This is a genomic window from Streptomyces sp. BHT-5-2, assembly GCF_019774615.1.
In the GTDB taxonomy this organism is placed as follows: Bacteria; Actinomycetota; Actinomycetes; order Streptomycetales; family Streptomycetaceae; genus Streptomyces.
On record NZ_CP081496.1, the window covers coordinates 2,957,434 to 2,980,887 of the forward strand.

General features: G+C 75.3%; 23 protein-coding genes. 13 read left to right on the plus strand and 10 right to left on the minus strand.

Annotated features, from left to right (window positions below; all coding sequences use genetic code 11):
• Window positions 1-141: 141 nt before the first annotated feature.
• Window positions 142-2,415, minus strand: coding sequence for a glycogen debranching protein GlgX (gene glgX / locus K2224_RS13155; RefSeq protein ID WP_221906740.1), 2,274 nt, complete (start codon window positions 2,413-2,415; stop codon window positions 142-144).
• Window positions 2,416-2,674: 259 nt separating this feature from the next.
• Here glgX and K2224_RS13160 point away from each other — a divergent pair, with 259 nt between their 5' ends.
• From K2224_RS13160 to K2224_RS13190, 7 genes are all read left to right on the plus strand, one after another.
• Complete coding sequence (locus tag K2224_RS13160) at window positions 2,675-3,967, plus strand: Ig-like domain-containing protein (protein WP_221906741.1); 1,293 nt, start codon at window positions 2,675-2,677, stop codon at window positions 3,965-3,967.
• Between the two features lie 214 nt (window positions 3,968-4,181).
• Window positions 4,182-5,390, plus strand: coding sequence for an Ig-like domain-containing protein (locus tag K2224_RS13165; protein WP_221909665.1), 1,209 nt, complete (start codon window positions 4,182-4,184; stop codon window positions 5,388-5,390).
• 102 nt (window positions 5,391-5,492) lie between these two features.
• Window positions 5,493-6,260: an enoyl-CoA hydratase/isomerase family protein gene (locus K2224_RS13170; protein ID WP_221906742.1), complete on the plus strand. Its 768-nt coding sequence runs from the start codon at window positions 5,493-5,495 to the stop codon at window positions 6,258-6,260.
• A gap of 275 nt (window positions 6,261-6,535) precedes the next feature.
• The gene (locus tag K2224_RS13175; RefSeq protein ID WP_398195119.1) at window positions 6,536-7,075 is read left to right on the plus strand and encodes an ATP-binding protein; all 540 of its coding nucleotides are present in this window, start codon (window positions 6,536-6,538) and stop codon (window positions 7,073-7,075) included.
• Between the two features lie 348 nt (window positions 7,076-7,423).
• Entirely contained in the window at window positions 7,424-7,846 is a 423-nt protein-coding gene (locus tag K2224_RS13180) for a hypothetical protein (RefSeq protein WP_221906743.1), read from the plus strand.
• Window positions 7,847-7,909: 63 nt separating this feature from the next.
• Entirely contained in the window at window positions 7,910-8,692 is a 783-nt protein-coding gene (locus K2224_RS13185; protein WP_221906744.1) for a DsbA family protein, read from the plus strand.
• On the plus strand, window positions 8,689-9,573 hold the full coding sequence (locus K2224_RS13190; protein WP_221906745.1) for a cytochrome c biogenesis CcdA family protein: 885 nt from the start codon (window positions 8,689-8,691) through the stop codon (window positions 9,571-9,573). Before K2224_RS13185 ends, K2224_RS13190 begins: the two co-directional genes overlap by 4 nt.
• 10 nt (window positions 9,574-9,583) lie before the next feature.
• Here K2224_RS13190 and K2224_RS13195 read toward each other — a convergent pair whose 3' ends face one another.
• From K2224_RS13195 to K2224_RS13210, 4 genes are all read right to left on the minus strand, one after another.
• The gene (locus K2224_RS13195) at window positions 9,584-9,946 is read right to left on the minus strand and encodes a hypothetical protein (RefSeq protein WP_221906746.1); all 363 of its coding nucleotides are present in this window, start codon (window positions 9,944-9,946) and stop codon (window positions 9,584-9,586) included.
• 186 nt (window positions 9,947-10,132) lie between these two features.
• Window positions 10,133-10,963 carry an ammonia-dependent NAD(+) synthetase gene (nadE, locus tag K2224_RS13200; protein WP_221906747.1) on the minus strand — a complete coding sequence of 277 codons (831 nt, stop codon included), beginning with the start codon at window positions 10,961-10,963 and terminating at the stop codon, window positions 10,133-10,135.
• Window positions 10,964-11,061: 98 nt separating this feature from the next.
• Complete coding sequence (locus K2224_RS13205) at window positions 11,062-11,616, minus strand: GH25 family lysozyme (protein ID WP_221906748.1); 555 nt, start codon at window positions 11,614-11,616, stop codon at window positions 11,062-11,064.
• A gap of 244 nt (window positions 11,617-11,860) precedes the next feature.
• Window positions 11,861-13,102: a glycosyltransferase gene (locus K2224_RS13210; RefSeq protein WP_221906749.1), complete on the minus strand. Its 1,242-nt coding sequence runs from the start codon at window positions 13,100-13,102 to the stop codon at window positions 11,861-11,863.
• Between the two features lie 237 nt (window positions 13,103-13,339).
• On the opposite strand from K2224_RS13210, the gene K2224_RS13215 reads away from it, so the two are divergent.
• Both K2224_RS13215 and K2224_RS13220 read left to right on the plus strand, forming a co-directional pair.
• A complete protein-coding gene (locus tag K2224_RS13215; RefSeq protein ID WP_221906750.1) occupies window positions 13,340-14,062 on the plus strand; it encodes a response regulator transcription factor in 723 nt (240 codons plus the stop codon).
• Between the two features lie 3 nt (window positions 14,063-14,065).
• Window positions 14,066-15,559 carry an ATP-binding protein gene (locus tag K2224_RS13220; protein ID WP_399018467.1) on the plus strand — a complete coding sequence of 498 codons (1,494 nt, stop codon included), beginning with the start codon at window positions 14,066-14,068 and terminating at the stop codon, window positions 15,557-15,559.
• A gap of 58 nt (window positions 15,560-15,617) precedes the next feature.
• Here the strand turns inward: K2224_RS13220 and K2224_RS13225 are convergent, their stop codons facing one another.
• Both K2224_RS13225 and K2224_RS13230 read right to left on the minus strand, forming a co-directional pair.
• Window positions 15,618-16,580, minus strand: a complete 963-nt coding sequence (locus K2224_RS13225) for a M56 family metallopeptidase (RefSeq protein ID WP_221906751.1) — start codon at window positions 16,578-16,580, stop codon at window positions 15,618-15,620.
• Complete coding sequence (locus K2224_RS13230; RefSeq protein ID WP_221906752.1) at window positions 16,577-17,008, minus strand: BlaI/MecI/CopY family transcriptional regulator; 432 nt, start codon at window positions 17,006-17,008, stop codon at window positions 16,577-16,579. The genes K2224_RS13225 and K2224_RS13230 overlap by 4 nt, the downstream gene beginning before the upstream one ends.
• A 114-nt stretch (window positions 17,009-17,122) precedes the next feature.
• On the opposite strand from K2224_RS13230, the gene K2224_RS13235 reads away from it, so the two are divergent.
• The 4 genes from K2224_RS13235 to K2224_RS13250 all read left to right on the plus strand — a co-directional run bounded on the left by K2224_RS13235 (window position 17,123) and on the right by K2224_RS13250 (window position 19,802).
• On the plus strand, window positions 17,123-17,848 hold the full coding sequence (locus K2224_RS13235; RefSeq protein WP_221906753.1) for a DedA family protein: 726 nt from the start codon (window positions 17,123-17,125) through the stop codon (window positions 17,846-17,848).
• Window positions 17,849-17,953: 105 nt separating this feature from the next.
• On the plus strand, window positions 17,954-18,613 hold the full coding sequence (locus tag K2224_RS13240; RefSeq protein ID WP_221906754.1) for a phosphatase PAP2 family protein: 660 nt from the start codon (window positions 17,954-17,956) through the stop codon (window positions 18,611-18,613).
• Window positions 18,610-19,362 (plus strand): phosphatase PAP2 family protein, encoded by a 753-nt coding sequence (locus K2224_RS41360; RefSeq protein ID WP_221906755.1) that lies wholly within the window; start codon window positions 18,610-18,612, stop codon window positions 19,360-19,362. The genes K2224_RS13240 and K2224_RS41360 overlap by 4 nt, the downstream gene beginning before the upstream one ends.
• Before the next feature lie 2 nt (window positions 19,363-19,364).
• On the plus strand, window positions 19,365-19,802 hold the full coding sequence (locus tag K2224_RS13250) for a hypothetical protein (RefSeq protein WP_260692576.1): 438 nt from the start codon (window positions 19,365-19,367) through the stop codon (window positions 19,800-19,802).
• An 88-nt stretch (window positions 19,803-19,890) separates the two neighbouring features.
• On the opposite strand, the gene K2224_RS13255 is transcribed toward K2224_RS13250, so the two are convergent.
• The 3 genes from K2224_RS13255 to gcvH form a co-directional block, all read right to left on the minus strand.
• Window positions 19,891-21,273: an L-serine ammonia-lyase gene (locus tag K2224_RS13255; protein ID WP_221906756.1), complete on the minus strand. Its 1,383-nt coding sequence runs from the start codon at window positions 21,271-21,273 to the stop codon at window positions 19,891-19,893.
• Window positions 21,274-21,611: 338 nt separating this feature from the next.
• The gene (gene glyA / locus K2224_RS13260) at window positions 21,612-22,871 is read right to left on the minus strand and encodes a serine hydroxymethyltransferase (protein WP_221906757.1); all 1,260 of its coding nucleotides are present in this window, start codon (window positions 22,869-22,871) and stop codon (window positions 21,612-21,614) included.
• 77 nt (window positions 22,872-22,948) lie between these two features.
• Window positions 22,949-23,326: a glycine cleavage system protein GcvH gene (gcvH, locus tag K2224_RS13265; RefSeq protein ID WP_221906758.1), complete on the minus strand. Its 378-nt coding sequence runs from the start codon at window positions 23,324-23,326 to the stop codon at window positions 22,949-22,951.
• Window positions 23,327-23,454: the final 128 nt, after the last annotated feature.

A 23,454-nucleotide genomic window follows, 5' to 3' on the forward strand; every position in this document is an offset into this window, starting at 1 on the left:
GACAACGCTCATGCGGTTTTCGCCGAGCCGTCCGGAACGGGGCGGGGGCGGGCCGGTATCTGCCCTCGCCCGAAGCGGCCGCGGGAGACGGTCAGTTGGCGCGCACCCTCCCGGCGGCCGTAACCCCCGCGTCACCCCGGCTCACCCCGGCACCGCCCGGAACAGCAGCACCGTCCGTGCCGGCACGGTGAGTTCGGAGCCGGCGGCCAACGGCACGCCCTCCGGGGGCGGTTCGGCCGTCCCGTCCGGCGGCGGCTCCGCCGAGGTGTCCACGAGGAGCTCGTACCCGCCCGCCCAGGGCAGGCCGGGCAGCACCAGCGTCAGGGGGTCGGCGCCGGCGTGCAGGACCGCGAGGAAGCTGTCGTCGGTGACCCGGATCCCGCGGGCGTCGCGCTGCGGGATGTCGTTGCCGGAGAGGTACATGGCCAGGGTGGCGCCGGGGGCGTACCAGTCCTGTTCGGTCATCTCCGTGCCGTCCGGCCGGAACCACGCCAGGTCCCGCAGGCCGCCGCGGCGCTGCGGACGCCCGGAGAAGAACGCCCGGCGGCGCAGCACCGGATGGGCCCGGCGCAGCGCGATCAGGCGGGCGGTGAGGCCGGCCAGCGCGCGCCAGTGCGGATCCGCCAGCAGCGACCAGTCGACCCAGCCGGTGGGGTTGTCCTGGCAGTAGGCGTTGTTGTTGCCGCCCTGGGTGCGGCCCATCTCGTCGCCGGCCACCAGCATCGGCACGCCGGTGGACAGCAGCAGGGTGGCCAGCAGGTTGCGGAGCTGGCGGCGGCGCAGCGCGGCGACCTCCGGGTCGTCGGTCGCACCCTCGGCGCCGCAGTTCCAGGACCGGTTGTCGTGGGTGCCGTCGCGGTTGTCCTCGCCGTTGGCCTCGTTGTGCTTGTGCTCGTGACTGACCAGGTCGCGCAGGGTGAAGCCGTCGTGCGCGGTGACGAAGTTGACCGAGGCGTACGGGCGGCGGCCGCCCCAGGCGTAGAGGTCGCTGGACCCGGAGAGCCGGTAGCCCAGGTCCCGGACATCGTGGGTGGCGCCGCGCCAGAAGTCCCGGACGGTGTCGCGGTAGCGGTCGTTCCACTCCGTCCACAGCGGCGGGAAGGCACCGACCTGGTAGCCGCCCGAGCCGACGTCCCACGGCTCGGCGATCAGCTTGACCCGGCGCAGCACCGGGTCCTGGGCGATCACCGCCAGGAACGGCGAGAGCATGTCCACGTCGTGCATGGAGCGGGCCAGCGCGGCCGCCAGGTCGAAGCGGAAGCCGTCCACGCCCATCTCGGTGACCCAGTAGCGCAGCGAGTCGGTGATCAGCCGCAGGACGTGCGGTCGGACGACGTGCAGGGTGTTGCCGCAGCCCGTGTAGTCGGCGTAGCGGCGGGAGTCCTCCTGGAGGCGGTAGTAGCCGCGGTTGTCGATGCCGCGCAGCGAGAGGGTCGGGCCCCGTTCACCGGCCTCCGCCGTGTGGTTGTAGACGACGTCGAGGATCACCTCGATGCCCGCGTCGTGCAGCGCCCGGACCATCCGCCGGAACTCGCCGACCTGCTGGCCTCGGGTCCCGGTGGCGGCGTAGCCGGCGTGCGGCGCGAAATAGCCGATGGAGTTGTAGCCCCAGTAGTTGCGCAGGCCCCGGCGCACCAGGTGGTCCTCGTGCGCGAACTGGTGCACCGGGAGCAGTTCGACCGCGGTCACCCCCAGCCGGGTCAGATGCGCCAGCGCCGCCGGGTGGGCCAGCCCGGCGTAGGTGCCCCGCAGGCGCTCCGGGATGCCCGGGTGGCGCATGGTGAACCCCCGGACGTGCAGCTCGTAGAGGACGGAATCCGGCCACGGCGTCTTCGGCCGCCGGTCGTCCCGCCACTCGTCCTCCCCGTCCGCCCCCTCTTCCCCGTCGCCGACCACCACCCCCTTGGGGACGTACGGCGCCGAGTCGCGGTCGTCCCGCACGGTGTCGGCGACCTGCTGGTCGGGCCAGTCCCGGACGTGCCCGTAGAGCTGGGCGGGCAGCGCGGGTCCGGTGGGCCCCTGCTCCGTCCGCGTGCCGAAGTCGCCGTCCACGGCCCGGGCGTACGGGTCGAGCAGCAGCTTCGCGGGGTTCCAGCGGGCGCCGGTCCAGGGGTCCCAGCGGCCGTGCACCCGGTAGCCGTAGCGCTGGCCGGGGCGGACGCCGGGCAGGAAGCCGTGCCAGATCTCATGGGTCAGCTCGGTGAGGGAGCAGCGGGTCTCCTGCCCCTCGTCGTCGAACAGGCACACGTCGACGGCCTCGGCGCCGCCCGCCCACAGGGCGAAGTTGGTGCCGGCGGCACCGTCCGCCCCGGTGCGGTAGCGGGCCCCCAGGGGCGTCGGGCTGCCGGGGCGGACGTCCGCGGGCGGGGCGAGCGGTTCGTCCGCCACCGCCTCCTGCTCGGGTGCGCTGGACACGTGCCGGCCTCCTGCGGCTCGGGGCTGGGGCCTGCGTCACCGGGCAGGCCCTGGGCCGGGCGGCGGCGCCCGGGCACGGCGTCCCGGCCGGGCGTGGGGCCGCCGCCCGCGGTGCACGATGGTTCACCGTTCTTCTGCCCGCAACCGGGCGTTGCCTCACGTTTCCCGCCACCGCGGGCCCGGCCGGCCGGGCGGCGCCTTGACATTCCTCTTCGCGACATACCGTCCAACTTGCGAATTATCCGTCACAATCCGGGATATGACCGGCCATCAGCATCTTCGACCAGGGGGCGACACCAGCGGCCGCACCACGGGCCGCGCACCAGGGGACGGCCCGGCGGCCCGCCGCGCGCCCCGGACGCGCCGCCCGCGTCGCGCCGTCCGCGCGCTGCTGGGCGTGCTCACCAGCGCGGCGGCGCTGGTCGGCTGCGCCGAACGGGACCTCCTGGGCGGCGCACCGCCGACCCCCGAGGAGGCGATCCGGATCGTCCCCGGCGACGGCGCCCGCGGCGTCCGGGCCAACGGCCGGCTGGAGGTCCGGGTCCCGGAGGGCCGGCTGGAGCGGGTGGAGGTCAACCGCACCGGCGGCAGCGGCCGGCAGCCGGTCGCCGGCCGCATCTCCCGGGACGGCACGATCTGGCGGCCGCTCTCCGACTCCCTCGAACTCGCCTCCCGGTACACCGTCGACGCGGTCGCGGTGGACGGCGCCGGCCGCCGCACCACCCGCCACACCGTCTTCAACACCTTCGCGCCGCCGCACCGCGTCATCGGCTTCTACTCGCCGGAGAGCGGCGCCACCGTCGGCACCGGCCTGATCTTCTCGCTGGTCTTCAACCGCCCGGTCCTCGACCGCGCGGCCGTCGAGCGCGCGGTGACCGTCGGGGCCCGGCCCGCCGTCGAGATCGCCGCCCACTGGTTCGGCCACCGGAGGCTGGACTTCCGGCCCCGGAGCCGCTGGCGGCCGGGCACCCGCCTCACCGTCCACCTGCGGCTGCGCGAGGTCCGCACCGGGCCGGGCTCCTACGGCATCCAGCTCAAGACCCTCCACTACCAGGTGGGCCGCGACCAGGTCAGCACCGTCGACGCCGCCCGGCACACGCTGACCGTCCGCCGGGACGGCAAGGTGGTGGCCACCCTGCCGGTCACCGCGGGCAACACCGCGAACCCCACCTACAACGGGACGATGGTGATCCTGGAGCGGCACGCGGTGACCCGGATGGACGGCGACACCGTCGGCTTCGGCGCCGAGTACGACATCCCGGACGTGCCGCACGCCATGCGGCTGACCCGATCCGGGACCTTCCTGCACGGCAACTACTGGGCGCCGCGGGCGGTCTTCGGCGGTCTGAACACCAGTCACGGCTGCGTCGGGCTGCCGGACGTCCGGGGCGGCGGCCCGGACACCCCGGCCGGCTGGCTCTACCGGAACTCGATCGTCGGCGACACCGTGGAGGTCCGCAACTCCCCGGACCGCACCGTCGCCCCCGACAACGGCCTGGGCGGCTGGAACATGCCCTGGGCGGCCTGGCGGGCCGGCAGCGCGCTGCGCTGAACCGGCCGCCGCCCGCGCGCCCGCGGGGCACCGCCCGGCGCTCGTACGCATGCCCGCGCACCCACCCCGCCGTCGGTGACTAAACGGCGTTCTCCGGGGGGAGTTGACTGTCGGTGCCGTGTGGTTGCCTGGAGGTACGGACCCGGCCGCCGGCGCCCGGGTGCCGGACCGCCGGCCGGCGAGGGGGAAGGGGCCAGTCGTGTACGTCCAGCCGATGGCGGGGGAGCCGGTGCGCCGGCGGCGGGTGCGCCGCGCGGGCGCGCCGCTCGCCCTGTTGCTCGCTCCGCTGCTGCTGCTCGTCGCCGCCTGCGGCGGCGCGGTCGGCACCGCGACCGGCCGGGGGCCGGACACCGCCGCCTCGCAGGCCGCCGTGGTGATAGCGCCCCGGGACGGTGCCCGGGAGGTGGCCACCAGCGGCGCCCTGAAGGTGACCGCCCGGCGCGGCCGGCTGAGCTCCGTCAAGGTCACCGACGCCAAGGGCAACGAGGTCGACGGGAAGATATCCGACGCCGGCGCCCTCTGGCGGCCCGACGGCCACCTCGGCGCCTCGACGCGGTACACCGTCGACGCGGTGGCGGTGGACGCCCGCGGCCGGCAGGCCGCCGAGCACGCCACGTTCACCACCCTGGTCCCGAGGAACACCTTCATCGGCCAGTACACCCCCGAGAACGGCCAGCTGGTCGGCGTCGGGATGCCGGTCTCGATCCGCTTCACCCGCGGCATCACCCGCCCCCGGGCCGTCGAGCGGGCCATCACCGTCACCGCGCGCCCCGCCGTCCCGATCGCCGGCCACTGGTTCGGCAACGACCGCCTCGACTTCCGCCCCGAGAAGTACTGGGCGCCCGGCACCAGGGTCACCCTCCGGCTCGACCTCGACGGCGTCGAGGGCCGTCCGGGCGTCTACGGCACCCAGGCCAAGCAGGTCTCCTTCACCGTCGGCCGCAGCCAGGTCAGCACCGTCGACGCCCGGACGAAGCAGATGACGGTGGTCCGCGACGGCCGGATCCTGCGGACGGTCCCGATCACCGCGGGCGCCCCGGGCACCGAGACCTACAACGGCCGGATGGTGATCAGCGAGAAGCACCTGGTGACGCGGATGAACGGCGACACCGTCGGCTTCGGTGGCGAGTACGACATCAAGGACGTCCCGCACGCGATGCGGCTGAGCACCTCCGGCACCTTCATCCACGGCAACTACTGGTCCGGCCGGGCCGCGTTCGGCACCCGCAACGCCAGCCACGGCTGCGTCGGCCTCTACGACGTGCGCGGCGGCGGTGATCCGGACACCCCGGCGGCCTGGTTCTACCGCAACTCGCTCATCGGCGACGTGGTCGTCGTCCGGAACTCCCACGACCGCACCATCCAGCCGGACAACGGCTTCGGCGACTGGAACCTCTCGTGGGACCGGTGGCGGTCGTCCTAGGCGCGCTGTTCGGAGAGGCCGGTGACGCGGCGCCGCGGGCCGGGCGGAAGGGCGGCCGGGGGCGGGGCGGCGCGACGCGTTAACGCGTACTAACCTGCCCGCATGACTGTGCATCTCGAGGTCGCCGACGGCGTCGGCACCATCCGCCTGGACCGCCCGCCGATGAACGCCCTGGACATCGCCACCCAGGACCGGCTCCGCGAACTGGCCGAGGAGGCCGGCCGCCGCGACGACGTCCGCGCCGTCGTGCTCTGGGGCGGCGAGAAGGTGTTCGCGGCCGGCGCGGACATCAAGGAAATGCAGGCCATGGACCACGCCGCCATGGTCGTCCGGTCCAAGGCCCTGCAGGACTCCTTCACCGCGGTGGCCAGGATCCCCAAGCCGGTGGTCGCCGCGGTCACCGGCTACGCCCTCGGCGGCGGTTGCGAACTCGCGCTCTGCGCCGACTTCCGGATCGCCGCCGACAACGCCAAGCTCGGCCAGCCCGAGATCCTGCTCGGCCTGATCCCCGGCGCCGGCGGCACCCAGCGGCTGGCCCGGCTGGTCGGCCCGTCCAAGGCCAAGGACCTGATCTTCACCGGCCGCCATGTGAAGGCCGACGAGGCGCTGACCATCGGGCTGGTGGACCGGGTGGTGCCCGCCGACGAGGTCCATGCGCAGGCGCACGCCTGGGCCGCGCGGCTGGCGGCCGGGCCGGCGCTGGCGCTGCGGGCCGCCAAGGAGTCCGTCGACGCGGGGCTGGAGACCGACCTCGACACCGGGCTGACGATCGAACGTACTTGGTTCGCCGGGCTGTTCGCGACCGAGGACCGGGAGATCGGGATGCGCAGCTTCGTCGAGGAGGGGCCGGGCAAGGCAAAGTTCCGCTGAGATGCGTGGTGTTGACGGGGCGTATGGGGTTTGGCCGGTACACCATGCCTCGTGCGGGCGAATTGCGGAAAACTTCGTCCCACCGCAACGGGGCCGCACCGCCGACTCCCATCGCCCCGTCGTACACGGGGAGTTGCCGCAGGTCAGCGCGGCAGGGGAGGGCCCGTACTGCCGTTGGCATATGTCGTGGGGGAGGCGCGGAGGTCATGATTCCGGACAAGGGATTCCACAGGTTCCGTCCCCCGACGCGACCGCGAACGGTCATCATGGGGGACATGGCGGGCCTCGATGGAACGGAGCAGCCGCGGCCGCGGAGCGGCGCGGCCCCGCACTGGGAAACCCCCGGCGCGGGCGGGGAGACGACCCCGGCACCCGTGGCCCCGGCACCGGCCGCCCGGCCGCCCGGCGGCCCCGACCTGGTCGGGGACCCGACCCTGGGCGAGGTCCGGCTCCCCTCGCGACCTCAGTCCGCACGGACCGCGCGCCGGCTCACCGCCGCCATCCTGCTCCGCCAGTGGTCCCTCTCGCCGCAGCTCGCCGAGCACTCCGTGCTGCTGGTCTCGGAACTGGTCGGCAACGCCGTACGGCACACCGGCGCCCGGACGTTCGGGCTGCGGATACTGCGCCGCCGCGGCTGGATCCGGGTGGAGGTGCGCGACCCCTCGCGCGGGCTGCCGTGCCTGATGCCGGTGCAGCCGATGGACGTCAGCGGCCGCGGGCTCTTCCTCGTCGACAAGCTCTCGGACCGCTGGGGCGTGGATCTGCTGCCGCGCGGCAAGACGACCTGGTTCGAGATCCGCGTCGGCGACCGCTGAACGCGCCCGCGCGGCCCGCTTCCGGATTCCTCCCGGAGACGGGACTGGGGCCCTCCCGCGGGTGACGCGGGGTGAGCCCCAGTACCCGGCCGTCCACGGGCGGAAGGGGGGTGCCCGTGCGGCCGGCGGCGACCGGCCCCCGCTGTCGGCAGGGGGAGGGCCGCCGCGGACGACTATGGCAGGCCAGGCCACCATCGACCAAAGGCCGCAAAACGGAAACTTCCGGATGTTCTGCCATTAAAGGCAGGGTGTGTCCGGCGTGACCTATGCCACCGCGGTGGCTCTCGCGCCGGCGGTCCGTAGGATGGGATGTTCCGAACGACACGGCCCGACGGCGAAGGGGGGACCATGCACCGGCTGCGCCGCTCGGCGACGCTGACCCTGCTGCTCCTCCTCGCGGTCGCCTTCGGCCCGCTGCTCTGCCGGATCGGCGGCGACCAGGCATGGCTCGCCGGTCGCGCGGCGGCCGCCGCCGAGCTCTGGCGGAGCGGCCCCGCGGGCCCGGCCGCGGCGTCCGCCGCGCACCCCGCGGCCACCGCTCCCGTGGCGGTGGCCGACACCGCCAAGAACTGCTCCGGCCGCCATGCGCCGAGCCCGGGCGAGGGCGCCCCGCTGCCCGCCCCGCACCGCGCCGAGCCGCTCGCCGTGGACGTCACCGCCCCCGGGCCGCTCGCCGCCGACCTGCCCCACCGGTTCGCCCTGGCCCGCCCGCCCACCGGCGGCGCCCTCGCCCCGGACCACACCGCGCTCCTGCCCGTACTGCGGATATAGGCCGCCCGGCCCCACCTCCGGCTGCCTTCTTTTCCCCTACCTCCGCACCTCAGGAGCTTCCGCATGCCCGCTTCCGCCTCCCCTGCCCGCAAACTCGCCGCCGTCGGCGCGGTCCTCGCGCTCGTGGTGGCCGTGATCGCCATCGCCGTCGCGGTCGGCAAGGCCGTCGAGAACGGCCGGGACACCACCGCCTCCTCCGGAGCCGCCCCGGACGGCGGCGCCTCCGCCGTACAGCAGGACGACCCCGCCCAGCAGAAGCTGTACGACCAGCTGGCGAACCGCACCAGCCGCCGCACCCCCGGCGACCCGCTGGCCGTCGGCAAGCCCGACGCCCCGGTCGTCCTCGTCGAGTACGCCGACTACCAGTGCTCGTTCTGCGGCCGCTTCACCCGGGAGACCCAGCCCGCGCTGGTGAAGAAGTTCGTCGACGCCGGCACCCTGCGCATCGAGTTCCGCAACTTCCCCGTCTTCGGCGCCGACTCCGAGCGCGCCGCCCACGCGTCCTGGGCGGCCGGCCGGCAGGGGAAGTTCTGGCAGCTGCACGACGAGCTCTACGCCAAGACCCGCAAGGGCGACGCGCTCGCCGAGGACAAGCTGGTCGACCTGGCCCGCACCGCCGGCGTGCCGGACCTGGAGAAGTTCCGCACCGACCTGAACGGCCCGGCCGCCGCACAGGCCCTGAAGAAGGACCAGGACGAGGGCTACCAACTCGGGGTCCAGTCCACCCCGTCCTTCCTGGTCAACGGCCGGCCGATCGCCGGGGCGCAGGACACCGCGGTCTTCGAGCAGGCCGTCGAGCAGGCCGCCGCGACGGCGAAGAAGCACGGCGCGGGGGCCGGCGAATGACCTCCGACATCGGCTACCTCGCCGCCTTCCTGGGCGGCGCGCTGGCGCTGGTCAGCCCGTGCAGCGCCCTGCTGCTCCCGGCGTTCTTCGCCTACTCGCTGGCCAGCCCCGGCCGACTGCTGGCCCGCACCGGGGTGTTCTACCTGGGGCTGGCCACGACCCTGGTGCCGCTGGGCGCCGCCAGCACCGCCGCCAGCCGGCTCTTCAACGGCCACCGCGACCAGCTGATCGCCGTCGGCGGCTGGCTGGTGATAGCCCTCGGCCTGGCCCAGATCCTCGGCCTGGGATTCGCCTCCCGGCGTGCCCAGGCCGCGGCCGCCCGGATCACCCCGCGCACCGCGCTCTCCACCTTCCTGCTCGGCTGCGTCTACGGCCTGGCCGGCTTCTGCGCCGGGCCGATCCTCGGCGCGGTGCTCACCGTGACCGCGGTCAGCGGATCGCCGCTCTACGGCGCCTCGATGCTCGCCGTCTACGCGCTGGGCATGGCGCTGCCGCTGTTCCTGCTGGCACTGCTGTGGGACCGCTTCCGGCTCGGCACCCGGGGCTGGCTGCGCGGCCGCGAGCTGACCCTCGGCCGGCTGCGGCTGCACACCACGTCCCTGGTCTCCGGCCTCTTCTTCATCGGCATCGGCGTGCTGTTCCTGCGCTTCAACGGGACCAGCGCACTGCCCGGGATCCTGAGCGCGGAGACCGAGGGCCGCCTGGAGGAATGGGCGGCCCGCCTGGGGAACGGCGTACCGAACACGGTGCTGCTGGCGCTGGCCGCACTGGCCGTCGCCGCGCTGCTCGCCCGGATCGCCCTGCGACCGGACCGGAAGCGGGAGGCGGCGCCGGACCACGACCAGGCCGGCCCCGGCACCCGGGACCGCACGTCCGGCTAGCCGCCGGGGCCTACGCGCTCAGGCGGCGGTGCCAGCCCGGGTGCGGGCGGGGGCGGGTGCACGGGCGGACGTGCGGATGCTGGGCGTCCGCCCGGCGGCGGCGGTCGTTGCACAGCAGGCACTTGCCGTACCCGGGCGGCAGCGGGTCGTCCGGGTCGCCGTGCAGGGGGTCCACCGCGCCGTGCGGATGCAGGGCGCAGCCCGTCGGGCCGGCGGTCCCGTCGTCCAGCGAGCCGGCCATCGTCAGGGCCCGGCGGAGGACGTCGACGAGCTGGTCGGCGTCCCGCCGGGTCGGCGCGGCGCGGAGGGCGGAGGCGAGGTCGGAGGCAGTGGTCAGCGCGGTCTGGAGCTCGGTCAGGCGTGCGTCACCCATGTCGTGGAGAGTAGGCGGCCCCACTGACAGTTGATCTTCCGATCGCACTTCGTGGCTTCCCATGGCCGGATGCATGCCCGCTCCGGCCCATGGTTTAGCACCGGGCCGGTGACCGCTCCCTGGCCGGCGCATGACCGGTCGGTGCCGGGGCGCGTCCGGTCCTGGCCGCGCCCCGGCCCGAGCCGTTCAGGGCGCGATCGGCAGCGCCCGCTTGTGGGCGGTGCGGCGGTGGCGCCGGACGATGGCCTCGAAGGCGGCCTGCTCGACCGACTCGCCCTCCAGGAAGTCGTCGATCTGGTCGTAGCTGACGCCGAGCGCGTCCTCGTCGGGCTTGCCCGGGTCCAGGGTCTCCAGGTCGGCCGTGGGGACCTTCTCGACCAGCTCGGCCGGGGCGCCCAGGGCCCGGGCGACGGCGCGCACCCGGCGCTTGGTCAGCCCGGTCAGCGGGACCACGTCGGCCGCCCCGTCGCCGAACTTGGTGAAGAAGCCGGAGACCGCCTCGGCGGCGTGGTCGGTGCCCACGACCAGGCCGTTCTCGGCACCGGCCACCGCGTACTGGGCGATCATGCGCTGCCGGGCCTTGATGTTGCCGTGGACGAAGTCCTGGTGGTGGGCGTCGCGGAAGACGACGCCGGCGTCGAGGGCGGCGGCCAGGGCGGCGTCGCTGGCCGGGCGGACGTCGACGGTCAGCAGCCGGTCGGCGCGCAGGAAGTCCACCGCACGCTGCGCGTCCTTCTCGTCCGCCTGCTCGCCGTAGGGCAGCCGCATCGCGAAGAAGGTCGCGTCGTGCCCCTCGGCGCGGGCCCGCTCCACCGCGAGCTGGCAGAGCCGGCCCGCGGTGGTGGAGTCGACCCCGCCGCTGATGCCCAGCACCAGGGCGCGCAGCCCCGTCGACGTCAGCTGTGCTGTGAGGAAGGACACCCGGCGCTCGATCTCGCGCTCGGCGTCGAACTCCGCGGGCACCTGGAGTTCGCGGGCTATCTCCTGCTGCAGGGCCTTGGCCGCCGGGTCCGTCACGGGTGCTCCTTCGCGTTTTCGTCACGCACTGTTCGCTAGCCGCGGGATCGTGTCACGCGGAGTGGCCGCCAGGCGTGACCGGTCACTGCCGGAGAAGTTTATGCCGGGTGCGCCCACTTCTTGAGCTCGGCCTTGCTGCCGAAGGCCATGACGTCCTTGTCCAGCGGTGAGTCGGTGTACTGGTGGATGCGCCAGGCCGCCTTGATCCGCGGGTGGCCGGCGGTGACGTAGTCGGCGATCCACAGCCCGTCCGCGGCGTACGAGGTGGAGTCGCGGTTCAGCCAGAAGTCGCGGTTGCAGTAGAGCAGCACCCGGTGGGTGGGGCGGAGCTTCTTGACCTCCCGGAGGAACTCGTCCTTCTGCGCGTTGCTGGCGTAGGTGCCGGAGCCGGTGGTCTCCCAGTCGGCGGCCAGCAGGTCGCCCTTGAGCGAGGCGCACTTCTCGACGAAGTAACGGGCCTGGGCGGCGATGTTGCCCGGCCACAGGAAGTGGTAGAAGCCGACCACCGCACCCGCTTCCCGGGCCCGCGCCGCCTGGGCCGACTGGTGCGGGTTGGTGTAGGAGCGGCCCTCGGTCGCCTTGATGAAGACGAAGTCCAGCCCCTTGGCCGAATATCCGGTGTTGTAGGAGCTGACATCGACACCGTGCAGCATGAGCGGCCTCCTGCCCGTCGGACCTGCGGAATGCGAAGCGCCATCTGCTCGAAGCGGCTGCCGCCCCCTCAGCAGTTCAGCATGTTCACGACCGGAGACGCCAGATCGCCGCGCCGAAGTTCCCGGCGGCGCAGGGGAGTTGGTGACGCAAGGCGCACGTGGGGCGGATGGTGCGGATGGGGTGGGCGGTCGCGGCGGGCGGGCGTGCCCCTGCCGGTCCGGGCCCGCCGGTGTGCCCGTCGTCTCAGGCCCGTGCGTGCCCCTGGGTCAGCGCCCGTACGCGGTGCCCGGCCAGCCCGAGCGTGCGGCGCACCGCCCGGGAGCGGCGGGTGGCCCGCAGCTCCTCGAAGAGCCGCAGACAGCGCTCGGCGGCCGGCCCCGGGCCGTGCCGGCGGGCGCTCTCCAGGGCGGCCGCGCCCATGGCCCGGCGGCCCGCCGGGTCCCCGGCCAGGTCCAGCAGCGCCCCGGCCAGCGCCCGCCCGTCGTCGCACGGCACCAGCACCCCGCCCCCGCCGGCCCGGATCAGCTCGGTGGGGCCCGGAGGGCGGCCGGTGCCGACGACCGGGACGCCCCGCCGCATCGCCTCGACCAGCGCCGGCCCGGACGTCCCGGCCTCCGCGGCCGACGCGCCGATCGACGCCCCGGCGAACTCCGCGCCGTCCGCCGTCCGCGGCCCGGCCAGCTCCGCCCGGCCGGTCAGCCCCAGCCCGTCGATCAGGCTGTGCAGCCGGGGGCGCTCCGGGCCCTCGCCGTGGATCCGCAGCCGCCAGCCGGGGTGCTTGGCGCAGACCGCGGAGAACGCCTCGACCAGCAGGTCGAAGCGCTCGCCGGGGACCAGTCGGCCGGCCGCCGCGATGGTCCGCGGGCCGCCGTCGGCGCCGGTGCCCCGATCCGGGCCGTCACCCGTCCCGGCCGCGGGCACGACGGGCGGCAGCGCCAGCACCCGCACCCCGGGCAGCGGCAGCTGCGCCCGCCACCGGGCCGCCGCCGCCTCGCTCGGGGCGACCAGCGCGTCCAACGCCCGGTAGGGGCCGGCGAGTTCGGCCCACAGTGCGGCGTCGCCGGCGTCGTACCGCAGCGGCTCCTGGGCGATCCGCAGGGCCCGGCGGGGGCCGAAGCGCGCCAGCTGGACGTTGACGCCGGTGCGGGTCCCGACGAGGACGTCGGCGTCGGTGCCGCGCAGGAACTCCGCCGCCCGCAGCCCGACCAGCCGGCTGTACTGGTGGTGCTGCCCCTCGGCGCGCGGGACGTCCGGCGCGGGCTCGCCGAACAGCGGGTGCGCCATGTCCTCGCTGCCGATCCGGGTGTCGACCAGCGGCCGCAGCCGCAGCCGCGGGTCCACCGCGCACCGCGGGACCTCGCGGTGCCGCAGCATCGAGACCAGCTCGACGTCGTGCCGGTCGGCGAGCGCCGCGGCGAGGGCGAGGGTGCCGCGCAGGGCGGGGCCGGCGGCGTACGCGTTGTGCAGCAGGAGGGTGATCTTCATGGGGTTGTCTTCCGGGTGTCGCGCGCTGGGGCGCCCGAACCGCGCCCCGGGGGCACCGGACGTCCGTGCCGCCGGCCGGGCCGGGCCCGCCCGGTCCCGCGGGCGGCCCGTCCGGCACCGGCCACCGTGGCCCCACCGGGTAAGCCGCGGGCGTGCCCCGGGTGAGAGACCGGTAAGAAAGCGACCGGGGGACCGGCCGCCCGCCGGCCCCGCGAAGCGCCTTGGCAGACTTGCCGGGTGACCCACTCCGTGCTGCTCGCCGAGGACGACCGCCCGATCCGCACCGCGCTGGAACGTGCCCTGACCCTGGAGGGGTACCGGGTCACCGCCGTCGCCGACGGCATCCAGGCGCTGGCCGCCGCCCACCGCGAACGGCCCGACGTGATCCTGCTCGACGTGATGATGCCCGGCATCGACGGGCTCCAGGTCTGCCAGGTGCTGCGCGCCGAACAGGACCGCACCCCGATCCTGATGCTCACCGCCCGGGTCGAGACCGCGGACCGGATCGCCGGCCTGGACGCCGGCGCCGACGACTACGTCGTCAAGCCCTTCGAGGTCGAGGAGGTCTTCGCCCGGCTGCGGGCGCTGCTGCGGCGCACCGCCCCGCCGCCGGCCGCCGACGGCACCGGGCCCGGCGAGGGGTACGACGGCCGGGACAGCGGCGTCGTCGAGGCGGCCGACCTGCGGATCGACGGCCCCTCCCGGCGCGCCTGGCGCGGGGAGCGCGAACTGGAGCTGACCCGCACCGAGTTCGAGCTGCTGGAACTGCTGGCCCGCAACGCCGGGATCGTGCTGGACCACGCCACGATCTACGACCGGATATGGGGCTACGACTTCGGGCCGGGCTCGAAGAACCTCGCGGTCTACGTCGGCTATCTGCGGCGGAAGGTCGACGTGCCGGGCAGCCGCCCGCTGATCCACACGGTGCGCGGCGTCGGCTACGTGCTCCGGGAGGACTAGGGAGTGTCCGGGCGCCGCGATCCGTCCGCCCGGTTGCCGGCGGCCCGGTGGGCCGTACGGCGCCCGGCCTGGTTGCGTGCCCGCAAACCGGCCAGCCTGCGCACCTCCTTCGCGCTGGCCTTCGCCGTCGGCGCTGCCGGGGTGACCGTCCTCGTCGGCCTCCTCAGCTACGACTCGGCCGCCCGTCTGGTGCGGCTGGACGAGAAGTCGGTCTTCACCGGGGTCGTCCGGGACCTGCGGGCCCAGGTGCGGGAGCGGCCGCACACCCCGGCCGACTACACCGGCGGCCGCGGCCGCGGTGCCGACGGGCCGCGCGACGAACTGACCGGCGCCACCCGCACCGACGTCCAGGTGCTGGCCGCCGACGGCCGGATCGCCGAGGCCGGGCACCCGGCGCTGCCGGTCGGCGACCGCGCGCGGCACCTCGCCGCCGGACGGAAGGCCGGCGACTGGGAGGAACGGGTCGCGGTCCTCGGCGACACGGAGTACCACGTCGCCACCGTCGCGCTCGGCGGCGGGCGCGGCGCCGTCCAGGTGGCCCAGGAGTTCAGCGGCACCGAGGACCTGCTCGCCGCGCTCCAGCAGCGCACCGTGCTGCTGGCCGCCGGGGTGGTCGCGCTGGCCGGGGCCGTCGGCTGGTGGCTGGCCTGCCGGATCACCGGGCGGCTGGTCCGGCTGACCGCGGCCGCCGAGCAGGTCGCCGCGCACGGCCCGACGGACGTGGCGGTGCCGGTCGCGGGCCGGGACGAGGTCGCCCGGCTCGGCCGGGCCTTCGACGACATGCTGGGCCGGCTGACCACCGCGGTGCGCGACCAGCAGCGGCTCGTCCAGGACGCCGGACACGAGCTGCGCACCCCGCTGACCTCGCTGCGCACCAACATCTCGCTGCTCAGGCGCTTCGACGAACTGCCGCCGGACGCCCGCGAGGAGCTGCTCGCCGACCTGGCCGGCGAGGCCCGCGAACTGACCGACCTGGTCAACGAGCTGGTCGACCTGGCGGCCGGGCAGCGCGACGACGACCCGCCGTCGGACGTCCGCCTGGCCGAGGTCGCCGAGCGCGCGGCGGCCTCGGCCCGCCGCCGGACCGGCCGCGAGATCACCGTGCGGTCCGACCGACCGGCGCTGGTCGAGGGCCGCCCGGCCGCCCTGCACCGGGCGGTCGGCAACCTCCTGGAGAACGCCGCCAAGTTCGACCCCGAGGGCACCGCGCCCATCGAGGTCGTGGTCACCGGCCCCCGCGTGGAGGTCCTGGACCGCGGCCCGGGCATCGCCGACAGCGACCTTCCCTATGTCTTCGACCGCTTCTACCGCGCCCCGGCCGCCCGCGGCCTGCCCGGCTCCGGCCTGGGCCTGGCCATCGTCCGGGAGATCGCGACGGCGCACGGCGGCCGCGCCCACGCCGCCACCCGCCCCGGCGGCGGCGCCCGACTGGGCTTCACGGTGCGCGCCACGGGCCCGGACGGACCGGACGGGACGGAGGAAACGGCCGGCGGGTGACCGGGGGGCCGGGCGTGGCAGCACGCTCCCGCCTGCCGTCAGAAGCGCCCTAAGCGCCCTAGCGGCCCGTCGCTTCCCCCTGGGCCGATTCCACCGTGCGGTGGAGGTCGGCCGCGGCGTCCACCGCGCCGGCCGCGGAGAAGCTGACGCAGGCCAGCAGGGTGGCGGCTATCAGCCGGTGGCCGACCGGTGCGGCGCGGCCGCGGGGGCGGTCCGCCGGGCGGTCGGGGGTCAGCAGGGCGGCGACCCGGCGGGGCACCGGGCCGGCCGTCGCGGCGAGCACCGTGCTCGGGCGGGGCGCGGCCGCGGGGTGCGTGTGCGCGGCCAGCGCGGCGCGGCCGATGGCCCGGGCGGTGACCTGCCGGTCGCCCACCCGGGAGGCGGCGGACTCGTCGGCCCAGCGCTCCAGCGCGTACGCCAGCGGGGAGCGCAGGCCGCGGAGCAGCGGGTGGCAGGCCGCGGCCAGTGCGGCGGTCAGCAGGAAGAGGTGGTGGCGGCCTGCGAGATGGGCGCGCTCGTGGGCGAACAGCGCCTCGCGCTCGGCCGACGGCAGCGCCCGCAGCATGCCGGCGGTGACCACCACCCGGCCCGGCCGGCCCGGGAGGGCGTAGGCGTCGGGCCCCGCGTCGGGCAGGACGCACAGGTCGCCGGCCCGGCCGTGGGCGTCGGCGGCGCGCCGGGCCGCGCGCAGCTCGGTGCGGTGGCGCAGGGCGCGGCGGGCGACCGCGCACGCGCCGCCGGCCAGCAGCGCGCCGGCGATCGGGGCGGCCGGGACCGTCACCACCGCGTCGGTGCCCGGCAGCGCCCGCTCCAGATGGCCGAAGGCCGCGACCGGCGGCAGCCGCAGCGCCCCGGCGACCGTCAGCAGCCCCAGGGCCGCGGCCGTGCAGGCGGCCAGCACGGCGGCGCAGCCGGCCAGCAGCCAGGCCGCGGCGCGCGGCGGCAGCGACTCGGCCAGCCGGCGGGCGGTCGGCACGGCCAGCAGCGGCACCAGCAGCGGGATCCAGACCGCGAAGATCATGGCGTCGTCCCGGAACCGGAACCGGGGCCGGGCCGGGAACCGGGGAGCCGGCCGGGCCCGTCCGCCTGGTCCAGCAGCGAGCGGAGCAGGCGCTCGTCCTCGGTGGTCAGCTCGGAGACGAAGCGGGCGAGCGCGGTGGTGCGGTCGTCCTGCTTGTCCAGCTCGCTGCGCATCCGGCGGGCGGTCAGGCCGGCGGAGTCGTGTATCGGCGAGTAGGCGAAGCCGCGGCCGGCCCGGGTGCGGGAGACCGCGCCCTTGTCGTGCAGCCGGCTGAGGATGGTGGTGACGGTCGTACGGGCGAGCTCGCCGCCCAGCTCGCCCTGCACCTCGGCGGGCGTCAGCGGTCCCTCGGCCGTCCACAGCGCCGCCAGCACGCTCGCCTCCAGCTCGCCGGCGGGGCGGCGGGCCGCGGGGGATGTCTCCGACATGGAACGCCCTCCACCCTTTCGTCGTCTACAGTTCCGTAGGCCGTCTACGTGGCTGTAGACGGTCGGGCCCGTCGCTCGGCAGGCCCGCAACCCATTATGGGAGGGGCCACCGACATGGCCGTAGCGGCCGCTGCACTGTCCGCCACCGCCGTCACACAGGCGGTCAACGTCCTCGACGCGGGCTCGCTGCTCGCCGCCTTCGGCGCGCTCGGCGTCGCCGTCGTCCTCTTCGCCGAGACCGGCCTGCTGGTCGGCTTCTTCCTGCCCGGCGACTCCCTGCTGTTCACCGCCGGACTGCTGTGCGCGCCCGGCGTCGGCGGCGCCGTCCACCTCGCGCTGCCGCAGGTCCTGGCCGCCGCGGCCGTCGGTACCCTCGCCGGCTCGCAGACCGGCTACTGGATCGGCCGCCGCGGCGGCCGGGCGCTGCTCGCCGAGGGCCGCTCCCGCAAGCTCCGCGAGGGCGCCGCCCGCGCCGAGGAGTACCTGGCCCGCTACGGCCACGCCAAGGCGATCGTCCTGGCCCGCTTCGTGCCGATCGTCCGCACCGTGCTCAACCCGCTCGCCGGCGCCCTCAACGTGCCGGCCCGCACCTTCGCCCTGTGGCAGGCCGTCGGCGGCCTGGGCTGGACGATCGGCCTCACCCTCGCCGGATACGCCCTGGGCTCCTCGGTGCCCAACGTCGACCGGTATCTGCTGCCGGTCGTCGCCCTGGTCGTCCTGGTCTCGCTGGCCCCGATCGCGCTGGAGGTGCTCCGCTCGCGCGCCGGGCGCCCGGCGCGCGAGCCGGCCGCGGAACCCGGTGATGCGCCGGATCACGCCTCCGCGCCACCGGCACCCTGACCGACCCGGCACACTTGCTGGAGCACAACGTCGGCCGGCGCACCACGCGGGCCGCCCGACATCCGGCCCACGCACCATGCGCCCATCCGCCAAGGAGTAAGCCCAGTGACCGACCTCGCCTTCGGCGGAGCCTCGATCGACGGCGGCCTGTACACCTCAGTGACCGGCTTCGCCCAGGACATGCCGCACTTCCTCAACGTCCTGGTCTCCTACTGGACCGACCTCGGACTGGGGGTCTTCGCGCTGATGATGCTGGTCGCCTGGTGGCGTGCCCGGCAGCGGCTCGGCGGCAGCTCCCGCCGCCGACTGGCGCGCGGCGAGGGCCGGCACACGCCGGCCGTGACGATGGCGATGGCGCTGGCCGTCCCGGTCGTCGTCGTGCTGGCCTACGTCGCCAACGACGTGGTCAAGGCCTTCTTCCACGAGCAGCGGCCCTGCCAGACCCTGCACGACGTGGTCACCGTCGAGCCGTGCCCGGGGCTGGGCGACTGGTCCTTCCCCAGCAACCACTCGGCCATCGCCGCCTCCGCGGCGATCGCACTGCTGCTCCTCGATCGCCGGATCGGCGCCCTCGCCGTCCCGGCCGCGCTCCTGATGGGCGCCTCCCGGGTCTGGGTCGGCGCCCACTACCCGCACGACGTCGTCGTCGGCCTGGTCGTCGGCTCCCTGGTCGCCGCGGTCCTCATGCCGCTCGCCCGGCGCGCCGCACCGCTCGTCGAACGCGTCCGGGAGACCCCGCTGCGCCCGTTGGTCGCCACCCGGTGACGCCGCCGGGGGCGCCGCCGGAGCGGGCCCCCGGCCCACCGTGCGACGGCGCGCGCCCGGCGCCCGGCCGCGGCCCGCGCCTCGGCGCGCCCCCCGGCCGCCTCCTCGCCCTCGCGGCGCTCCCCGCCGCCCTGTTCGCCGCCGCGGCCGTCACCACGGCCGTGCGGCACGGTGCCCCGCTCGCGTTCGAACGGGCCGCCCTGCACTGGTCCACCGCCCACCACGGCGAGCCGCTGCGCTCCCTGGCGGGCGCCCTGACCGCCACCGGCACCGGCGCCGTCCCCTACCTGATGGCGCTCCTCGCCGGCCTCCTGGCCGGCCGCGGCACCCCCGGCCGGATCCGCGCGGCGGCCTGCGCGCTGCTCGTGCTCGCCGCCGGCCAGGCCGTCCGCGGCGGCCTGATGGAACTCCTGGCCCGGCCCCGCCCACCGCGGGCCGACTGGGCCGGGTACGCCTCCGGGTACTCCTTCCCCTCCGGCCACGCCACCACCGCCGCGCTGGCCGCCGGCATCCTGGCCTGGGGTGTGCTGCGCCGGACCCGCCCCGGCGCCGGCCGGTTCCGGTGCGCCCTGCTCGCCCTCTGGGCCGTCGGCGTCGGCCTGACCCGCGTCTGTCTGAGCGTCCACTGGGCCGGCGACGTCCTGGCCGGCTGGCTGCTGGCCGCCGCCCTGCTGCCGCTCGCGCTGCTCCTCGACCCCCTGGCGATCCCGCGCCGGCCGGTCCCCGCAGGACCTCCGCCCAGGGCTTGACCATGATTGGCCGACGAACTCCCCAGGTCTTCGCCAAGGCCGCATGGACCCCCACCGGGCCGAGCACCACTGTCCTGGGCACCGGTGAGCGCGCCCGACCGCCGCTGGTGCCGCGCCCGCATCCGTACCCGCGCAGCACCAGGGGGACCGCCATGAAACAGCAGATCAGCGCCCCGCCCACGCTCCGCCCGGCCGGCGCCCGCGGCCGCTGCCCGGCCGCCGCGGCCGCCGATCCCACCCCGTGCGACGGCCCGCCCGACACCGCCACCCTCGTCGACCGGCACGGCCGCGAGGTGGCCGGCTGCGTCCGCCACTGCGCCCGCCTCCTCCCCGGCCTCGACGGCGGCCGCGTCCACCCCTTCGTCCCCGCCCCGCAGGCCCTGGACATCTACTTCCGCGCCTGCGAACTCCCGCCGTTCGCCTGGGAGATCGGCCGCTGACGACGCCGGCACACGCAGACGCCCCGGGCGCCGGCGAGACGCTGCTCGTCGGCGCACGGGGCGCGGGGCGGGGGAGTCCGGGCGGGACTCAGCACTCGATGATGTTCACCGCGAGGCCGCCGCGGGCGGTCTCCTTGTACTTGACGGACATGTCGGCGCCGGTCTCCTTCATGGTCTTGATGACCTTGTCGAGGGAGACGTGGTGGCGGCCGTCGCCGCGCAGCGACATCCGGGCGGCGGTGACGGCCTTCACCGCGGCCATGCCGTTGCGCTCGATGCACGGGATCTGGACCAGACCGCCGACCGGGTCGCAGGTCAGGCCGAGGTTGTGCTCCATGCCGATCTCGGCGGCGTTCTCGACCTGCTCGGGCGTGCCGCCGAGGACCTCGGCGAGACCGCCGGCGGCCATCGAGCAGGCGGAGCCGACCTCGCCCTGGCAGCCGACCTCGGCGCCGGAGATGGAGGCGTTCTCCTTGAAGAGCATGCCGATCGCGCCGGCCGCGAGGAGGAAGCGCACCACGCCGTCCTCGTCGGCGCCCGGGACGAAGTTGACGTAGTAGTGCAGGACGGCGGGGATGATGCCGGCCGCGCCGTTGGTGGGGGCGGTCACCACCCGGCCGCCGTCGGCGTTCTCCTCGTTGACGGCCATGGCGTAGAGGGTGACCCACTCCATGGCGCGGGCCGCCGCGTCGCCCTCGGAGCGCAGCGCGCGGGCGGCGTTGGCGGCCCGGCGGCGGACCTTCAGACCGCCGGGGAGGATGCCCTCGCGGGACATGCCGCGGTCGACGCAGCCCTGCATGACCCGCCAGATCTCCAGCAGGCCGGTGCGGATCTCCTCCTCGGTGCGCCACGCCTTCTCGTTCTCCAGCATCAGCGCGGAGATGGACAGGCCGGTCTCCCGGGAGAGCCGCAGCAGCTCGTCGCCGGTGCGGAAGGGGTGGGTCAGGACGGTGTCGTCGAGCTTGATCCGGTCCTCGCCGACCGCGTCCTCGTCGACGACGAAGCCGCCGCCCACCGAGTAGTAGGTCTTCTCCAGCAGGGGCGCGCCCGCCGCGTCGTAGGCGAAGAGGGTCATGCCGTTGGCGTGGTACGGCAGCGAACGGCGGCGGTGCAGGATCAGCTGGCTCGACTCGTCGAAGTCGATCTCGTGGGCGGTGCCTATCTCGGCGCCGAGGAGCCGCAGCCGGCCGGTGGTGCGGATGCGCGCCACCTCGTCGTCGGCGGTCTCGACGTCGACGCTGCGCGGGGAGTGGCCCTCCAGGCCCAGCAGCACCGCCTTGGGGGTGCCGTGGCCGTGGCCGGTGGCGCCCAGTGAGCCGAAGAGCTCGGCGCGGACCGAGACCGTCTGGGCGAGCAGACCGTCCTTCTTGAGCCGGCCGGCGAACATCCGGGCGGCGCGCATGGGGCCGACGGTGTGGGAGCTGGACGGGCCGATGCCGATGGAGAAGAGGTCGAAGACGGAGATGGCCACGGGGGCTGACTCCCTTGTCTGCTCGTGGTGGACGGTGGAGCACATCGGGACAGGAATGGGGTGTTTTCCGGCCCGACTGTCGAGCGTAACCCGCTCGCGGGGGAATGCCGCCGGACGGGAGGCGGCGGGCAGGGGAAGCCACCGGGGACGGCGGGAGAACAGCGGGACGGGGCGAGGCCGGACGGTGACGGCGCCGGTGGGGCGCGGACGGGACGTCCGGGCAGGAGGAAGCGGCCCCGGGGCGGCGGCCCGGACCGGGGCCCGGTGGGGCGGCGGGCCGGGGAGCCGGTCCGCCGCCCGCGGCTACCGGGGGCCGCGGCGCCCCGGCAGCCGTCCCGTCACAGCGACGGGTACAGCGGGAACTTCTCGGCCAGGGCCGTGACCCGGGCCTTGAGCGCCTCGCGCTCGTAGCTGGGCTTGAGCGCCTCGGCGATGATGTCGGCGACCTCGCGGAAGTCCTCGGCCCGGAAGCCGCGGGTGGCCAGGGCCGGGGTGCCGATCCGCAGGCCGGAGGTGACCATCGGGGGCCGGGGGTCGTTCGGGATCGCGTTGCGGTTGACGGTGATGCCGACCTCGTGGAGACGGTCCTCGGCCTGCTGCCCGTCCAGCGCCGAGTCGCGCAGGTCGACCAGGACGAGGTGGACGTCGGTGCCGCCGGAGAGCACCGAGACGCCGTGCTCCTTGACGTCGTCCTGGACCAGGCGCTCGGCCAGGATCCTGGCGCCCTCCAGGGTGCGCTGCTGGCGCTCCTTGAACTCCTCCGACGCGGCGACCTTGAAGGACACCGCCTTGGCGGCGATCACGTGCTCCAGCGGGCCGCCCTGCTGGCCGGGGAAGACCGCGGAGTTGATCTTCTTGGCCAGCTCGGCGGTGGACAGGATCACACCGCCGCGGGGGCCGCCCAGCGTCTTGTGCGTGGTGGTGGTCACGACGTGGGCGTGCGGCACCGGGGAGGGGTGCAGCCCGGCGGCCACCAGGCCGGCGAAGTGCGCCATGTCGACCATCAGGTACGCGCCGACCTCGTCCGCGATCCGGCGGAAGGCGGCGAAGTCGAGCTGGCGCGGGTAGGCGGACCAGCCGGCGACGATCAGCTTGGGGCGGTGCTCCTTGGCGAGGCGCTCGACCTCCTCCATGTCGACCAGGTTGGTCTTCTCGTCGACGTGGTAGGGCACCACGTTGTAGAGCTTGCCGGAGAAGTTGATCTTCATGCCGTGGGTGAGGTGCCCGCCGTGGGCGAGGTTCAGGCCCAGGATGGTGTCGCCCGGCTTGATCAGCGCGAACATCGCGGCGGCGTTGGCCTGCGCGCCGGAGTGCGGCTGGACGTTGGCGGCCTCGGCGCCGAAGAGCGCCTTGATCCGGTCGATGGCGATCTGCTCGACGACGTCGACGTGCTCGCAGCCGCCGTAGTAGCGCCGGCCCGGGTAGCCCTCGGCGTACTTGTTGGTGAGGACCGAGCCCTGGGCCTCCATGACGGCGACCGGGGCGAAGTTCTCCGACGCGATCATTTCGAGGGTGGACTGCTGGCGGTGCAGCTCGGCGTCGACGGCGGCGGCGACGTCGGGGTCGAGCTCGTGCAGGGAGCTGTTCAGAAGCGACATGGGACTTCCTGGAGAGAGGGGGAGCGGGCGGGGCGCCGCGGCCCCGCCCGTGCGGTGGCGGGTGCCGGCTCGGGGCGTCAGCCGGCGGCGAAGGCGGTGTACTCGTCGGCCGTGAGCAGGTCCTCCGGCTCACCGCTGATCTTCACCTTGAACAGCCAACCGCCCTCGAACGGGGCGGAGTTCACCAGCGAGGGGTCGTTGCCGACCTCCTCGTTCACCGCGACGACCTCGCCGTTCACGGGCGAGTAGAGGTCGCTGACCGACTTCGTCGACTCCAGCTCACCGCAGGACTCGCCCGCGGTGACGGTGGCCCCGACCTCGGGGAGCTGCACGAAGACGACGTCGCCGAGGGCGTTGGCCGCGTGCTCGGTGATGCCGACCGTCGAGACGCCGCCCTCGGCGTCCGACAGCCACTCGTGCTCCTTGCTGTAGCGCAGCTGCTGGGGGTTGTCCATGGCTCGATTCTCCTGTACGCGGGGGTGTGATCGTGAATGGGGGGCGTCTCCCGGACGGCGTCCGCGAGGGTTGTCTCGCCCTGTGAGACACGCGGCGCCGGACGCGACCGTGCGGGCCCGTGGCGGGC

Excerpts from the sequence above, each read along its gene's own strand:
- K2224_RS13170 (WP_221906742.1), top strand. The coding sequence starts at position 5,493 with ATGACTGTGCATCTCGAGGTCGCCGACGGCGTCGGCACCATCCGCCTG.
- K2224_RS13250 (WP_260692576.1), top strand. The coding sequence starts at position 19,365 with ATGATTGGCCGACGAACTCCCCAGGTCTTCGCCAAGGCCGCATGGACC.
- K2224_RS13205 (WP_221906748.1), bottom strand. The coding sequence starts at position 11,616 with ATGCTGCACGGTGTCGATGTCAGCTCCTACAACACCGGATATTCGGCC.
- K2224_RS13225 (WP_221906751.1), bottom strand. The coding sequence starts at position 16,580 with ATGATCTTCGCGGTCTGGATCCCGCTGCTGGTGCCGCTGCTGGCCGTG.
- K2224_RS13195 (WP_221906746.1), bottom strand. The coding sequence starts at position 9,946 with ATGGGTGACGCACGCCTGACCGAGCTCCAGACCGCGCTGACCACTGCC.
- K2224_RS13230 (WP_221906752.1), bottom strand. The coding sequence starts at position 17,008 with ATGTCGGAGACATCCCCCGCGGCCCGCCGCCCCGCCGGCGAGCTGGAG.
- K2224_RS13190 (WP_221906745.1), top strand. The coding sequence starts at position 8,689 with ATGACCTCCGACATCGGCTACCTCGCCGCCTTCCTGGGCGGCGCGCTG.
- gcvH (WP_221906758.1), bottom strand. The coding sequence starts at position 23,326 with ATGGACAACCCCCAGCAGCTGCGCTACAGCAAGGAGCACGAGTGGCTG.
- K2224_RS13165 (WP_221909665.1), top strand. The coding sequence starts at position 4,182 with ATGGCGGGGGAGCCGGTGCGCCGGCGGCGGGTGCGCCGCGCGGGCGCG.
- glyA (WP_221906757.1), bottom strand. The coding sequence starts at position 22,871 with ATGTCGCTTCTGAACAGCTCCCTGCACGAGCTCGACCCCGACGTCGCC.
- K2224_RS13175 (WP_398195119.1), top strand. The coding sequence starts at position 6,536 with ATGGCGGGCCTCGATGGAACGGAGCAGCCGCGGCCGCGGAGCGGCGCG.
- K2224_RS13185 (WP_221906744.1), top strand. The coding sequence starts at position 7,910 with ATGCCCGCTTCCGCCTCCCCTGCCCGCAAACTCGCCGCCGTCGGCGCG.
- K2224_RS13180 (WP_221906743.1), top strand. The coding sequence starts at position 7,424 with ATGCACCGGCTGCGCCGCTCGGCGACGCTGACCCTGCTGCTCCTCCTC.
- K2224_RS13235 (WP_221906753.1), top strand. The coding sequence starts at position 17,123 with ATGGCCGTAGCGGCCGCTGCACTGTCCGCCACCGCCGTCACACAGGCG.
- K2224_RS13160 (WP_221906741.1), top strand. The coding sequence starts at position 2,675 with ATGACCGGCCATCAGCATCTTCGACCAGGGGGCGACACCAGCGGCCGC.
- K2224_RS13210 (WP_221906749.1), bottom strand. The coding sequence starts at position 13,102 with ATGAAGATCACCCTCCTGCTGCACAACGCGTACGCCGCCGGCCCCGCC.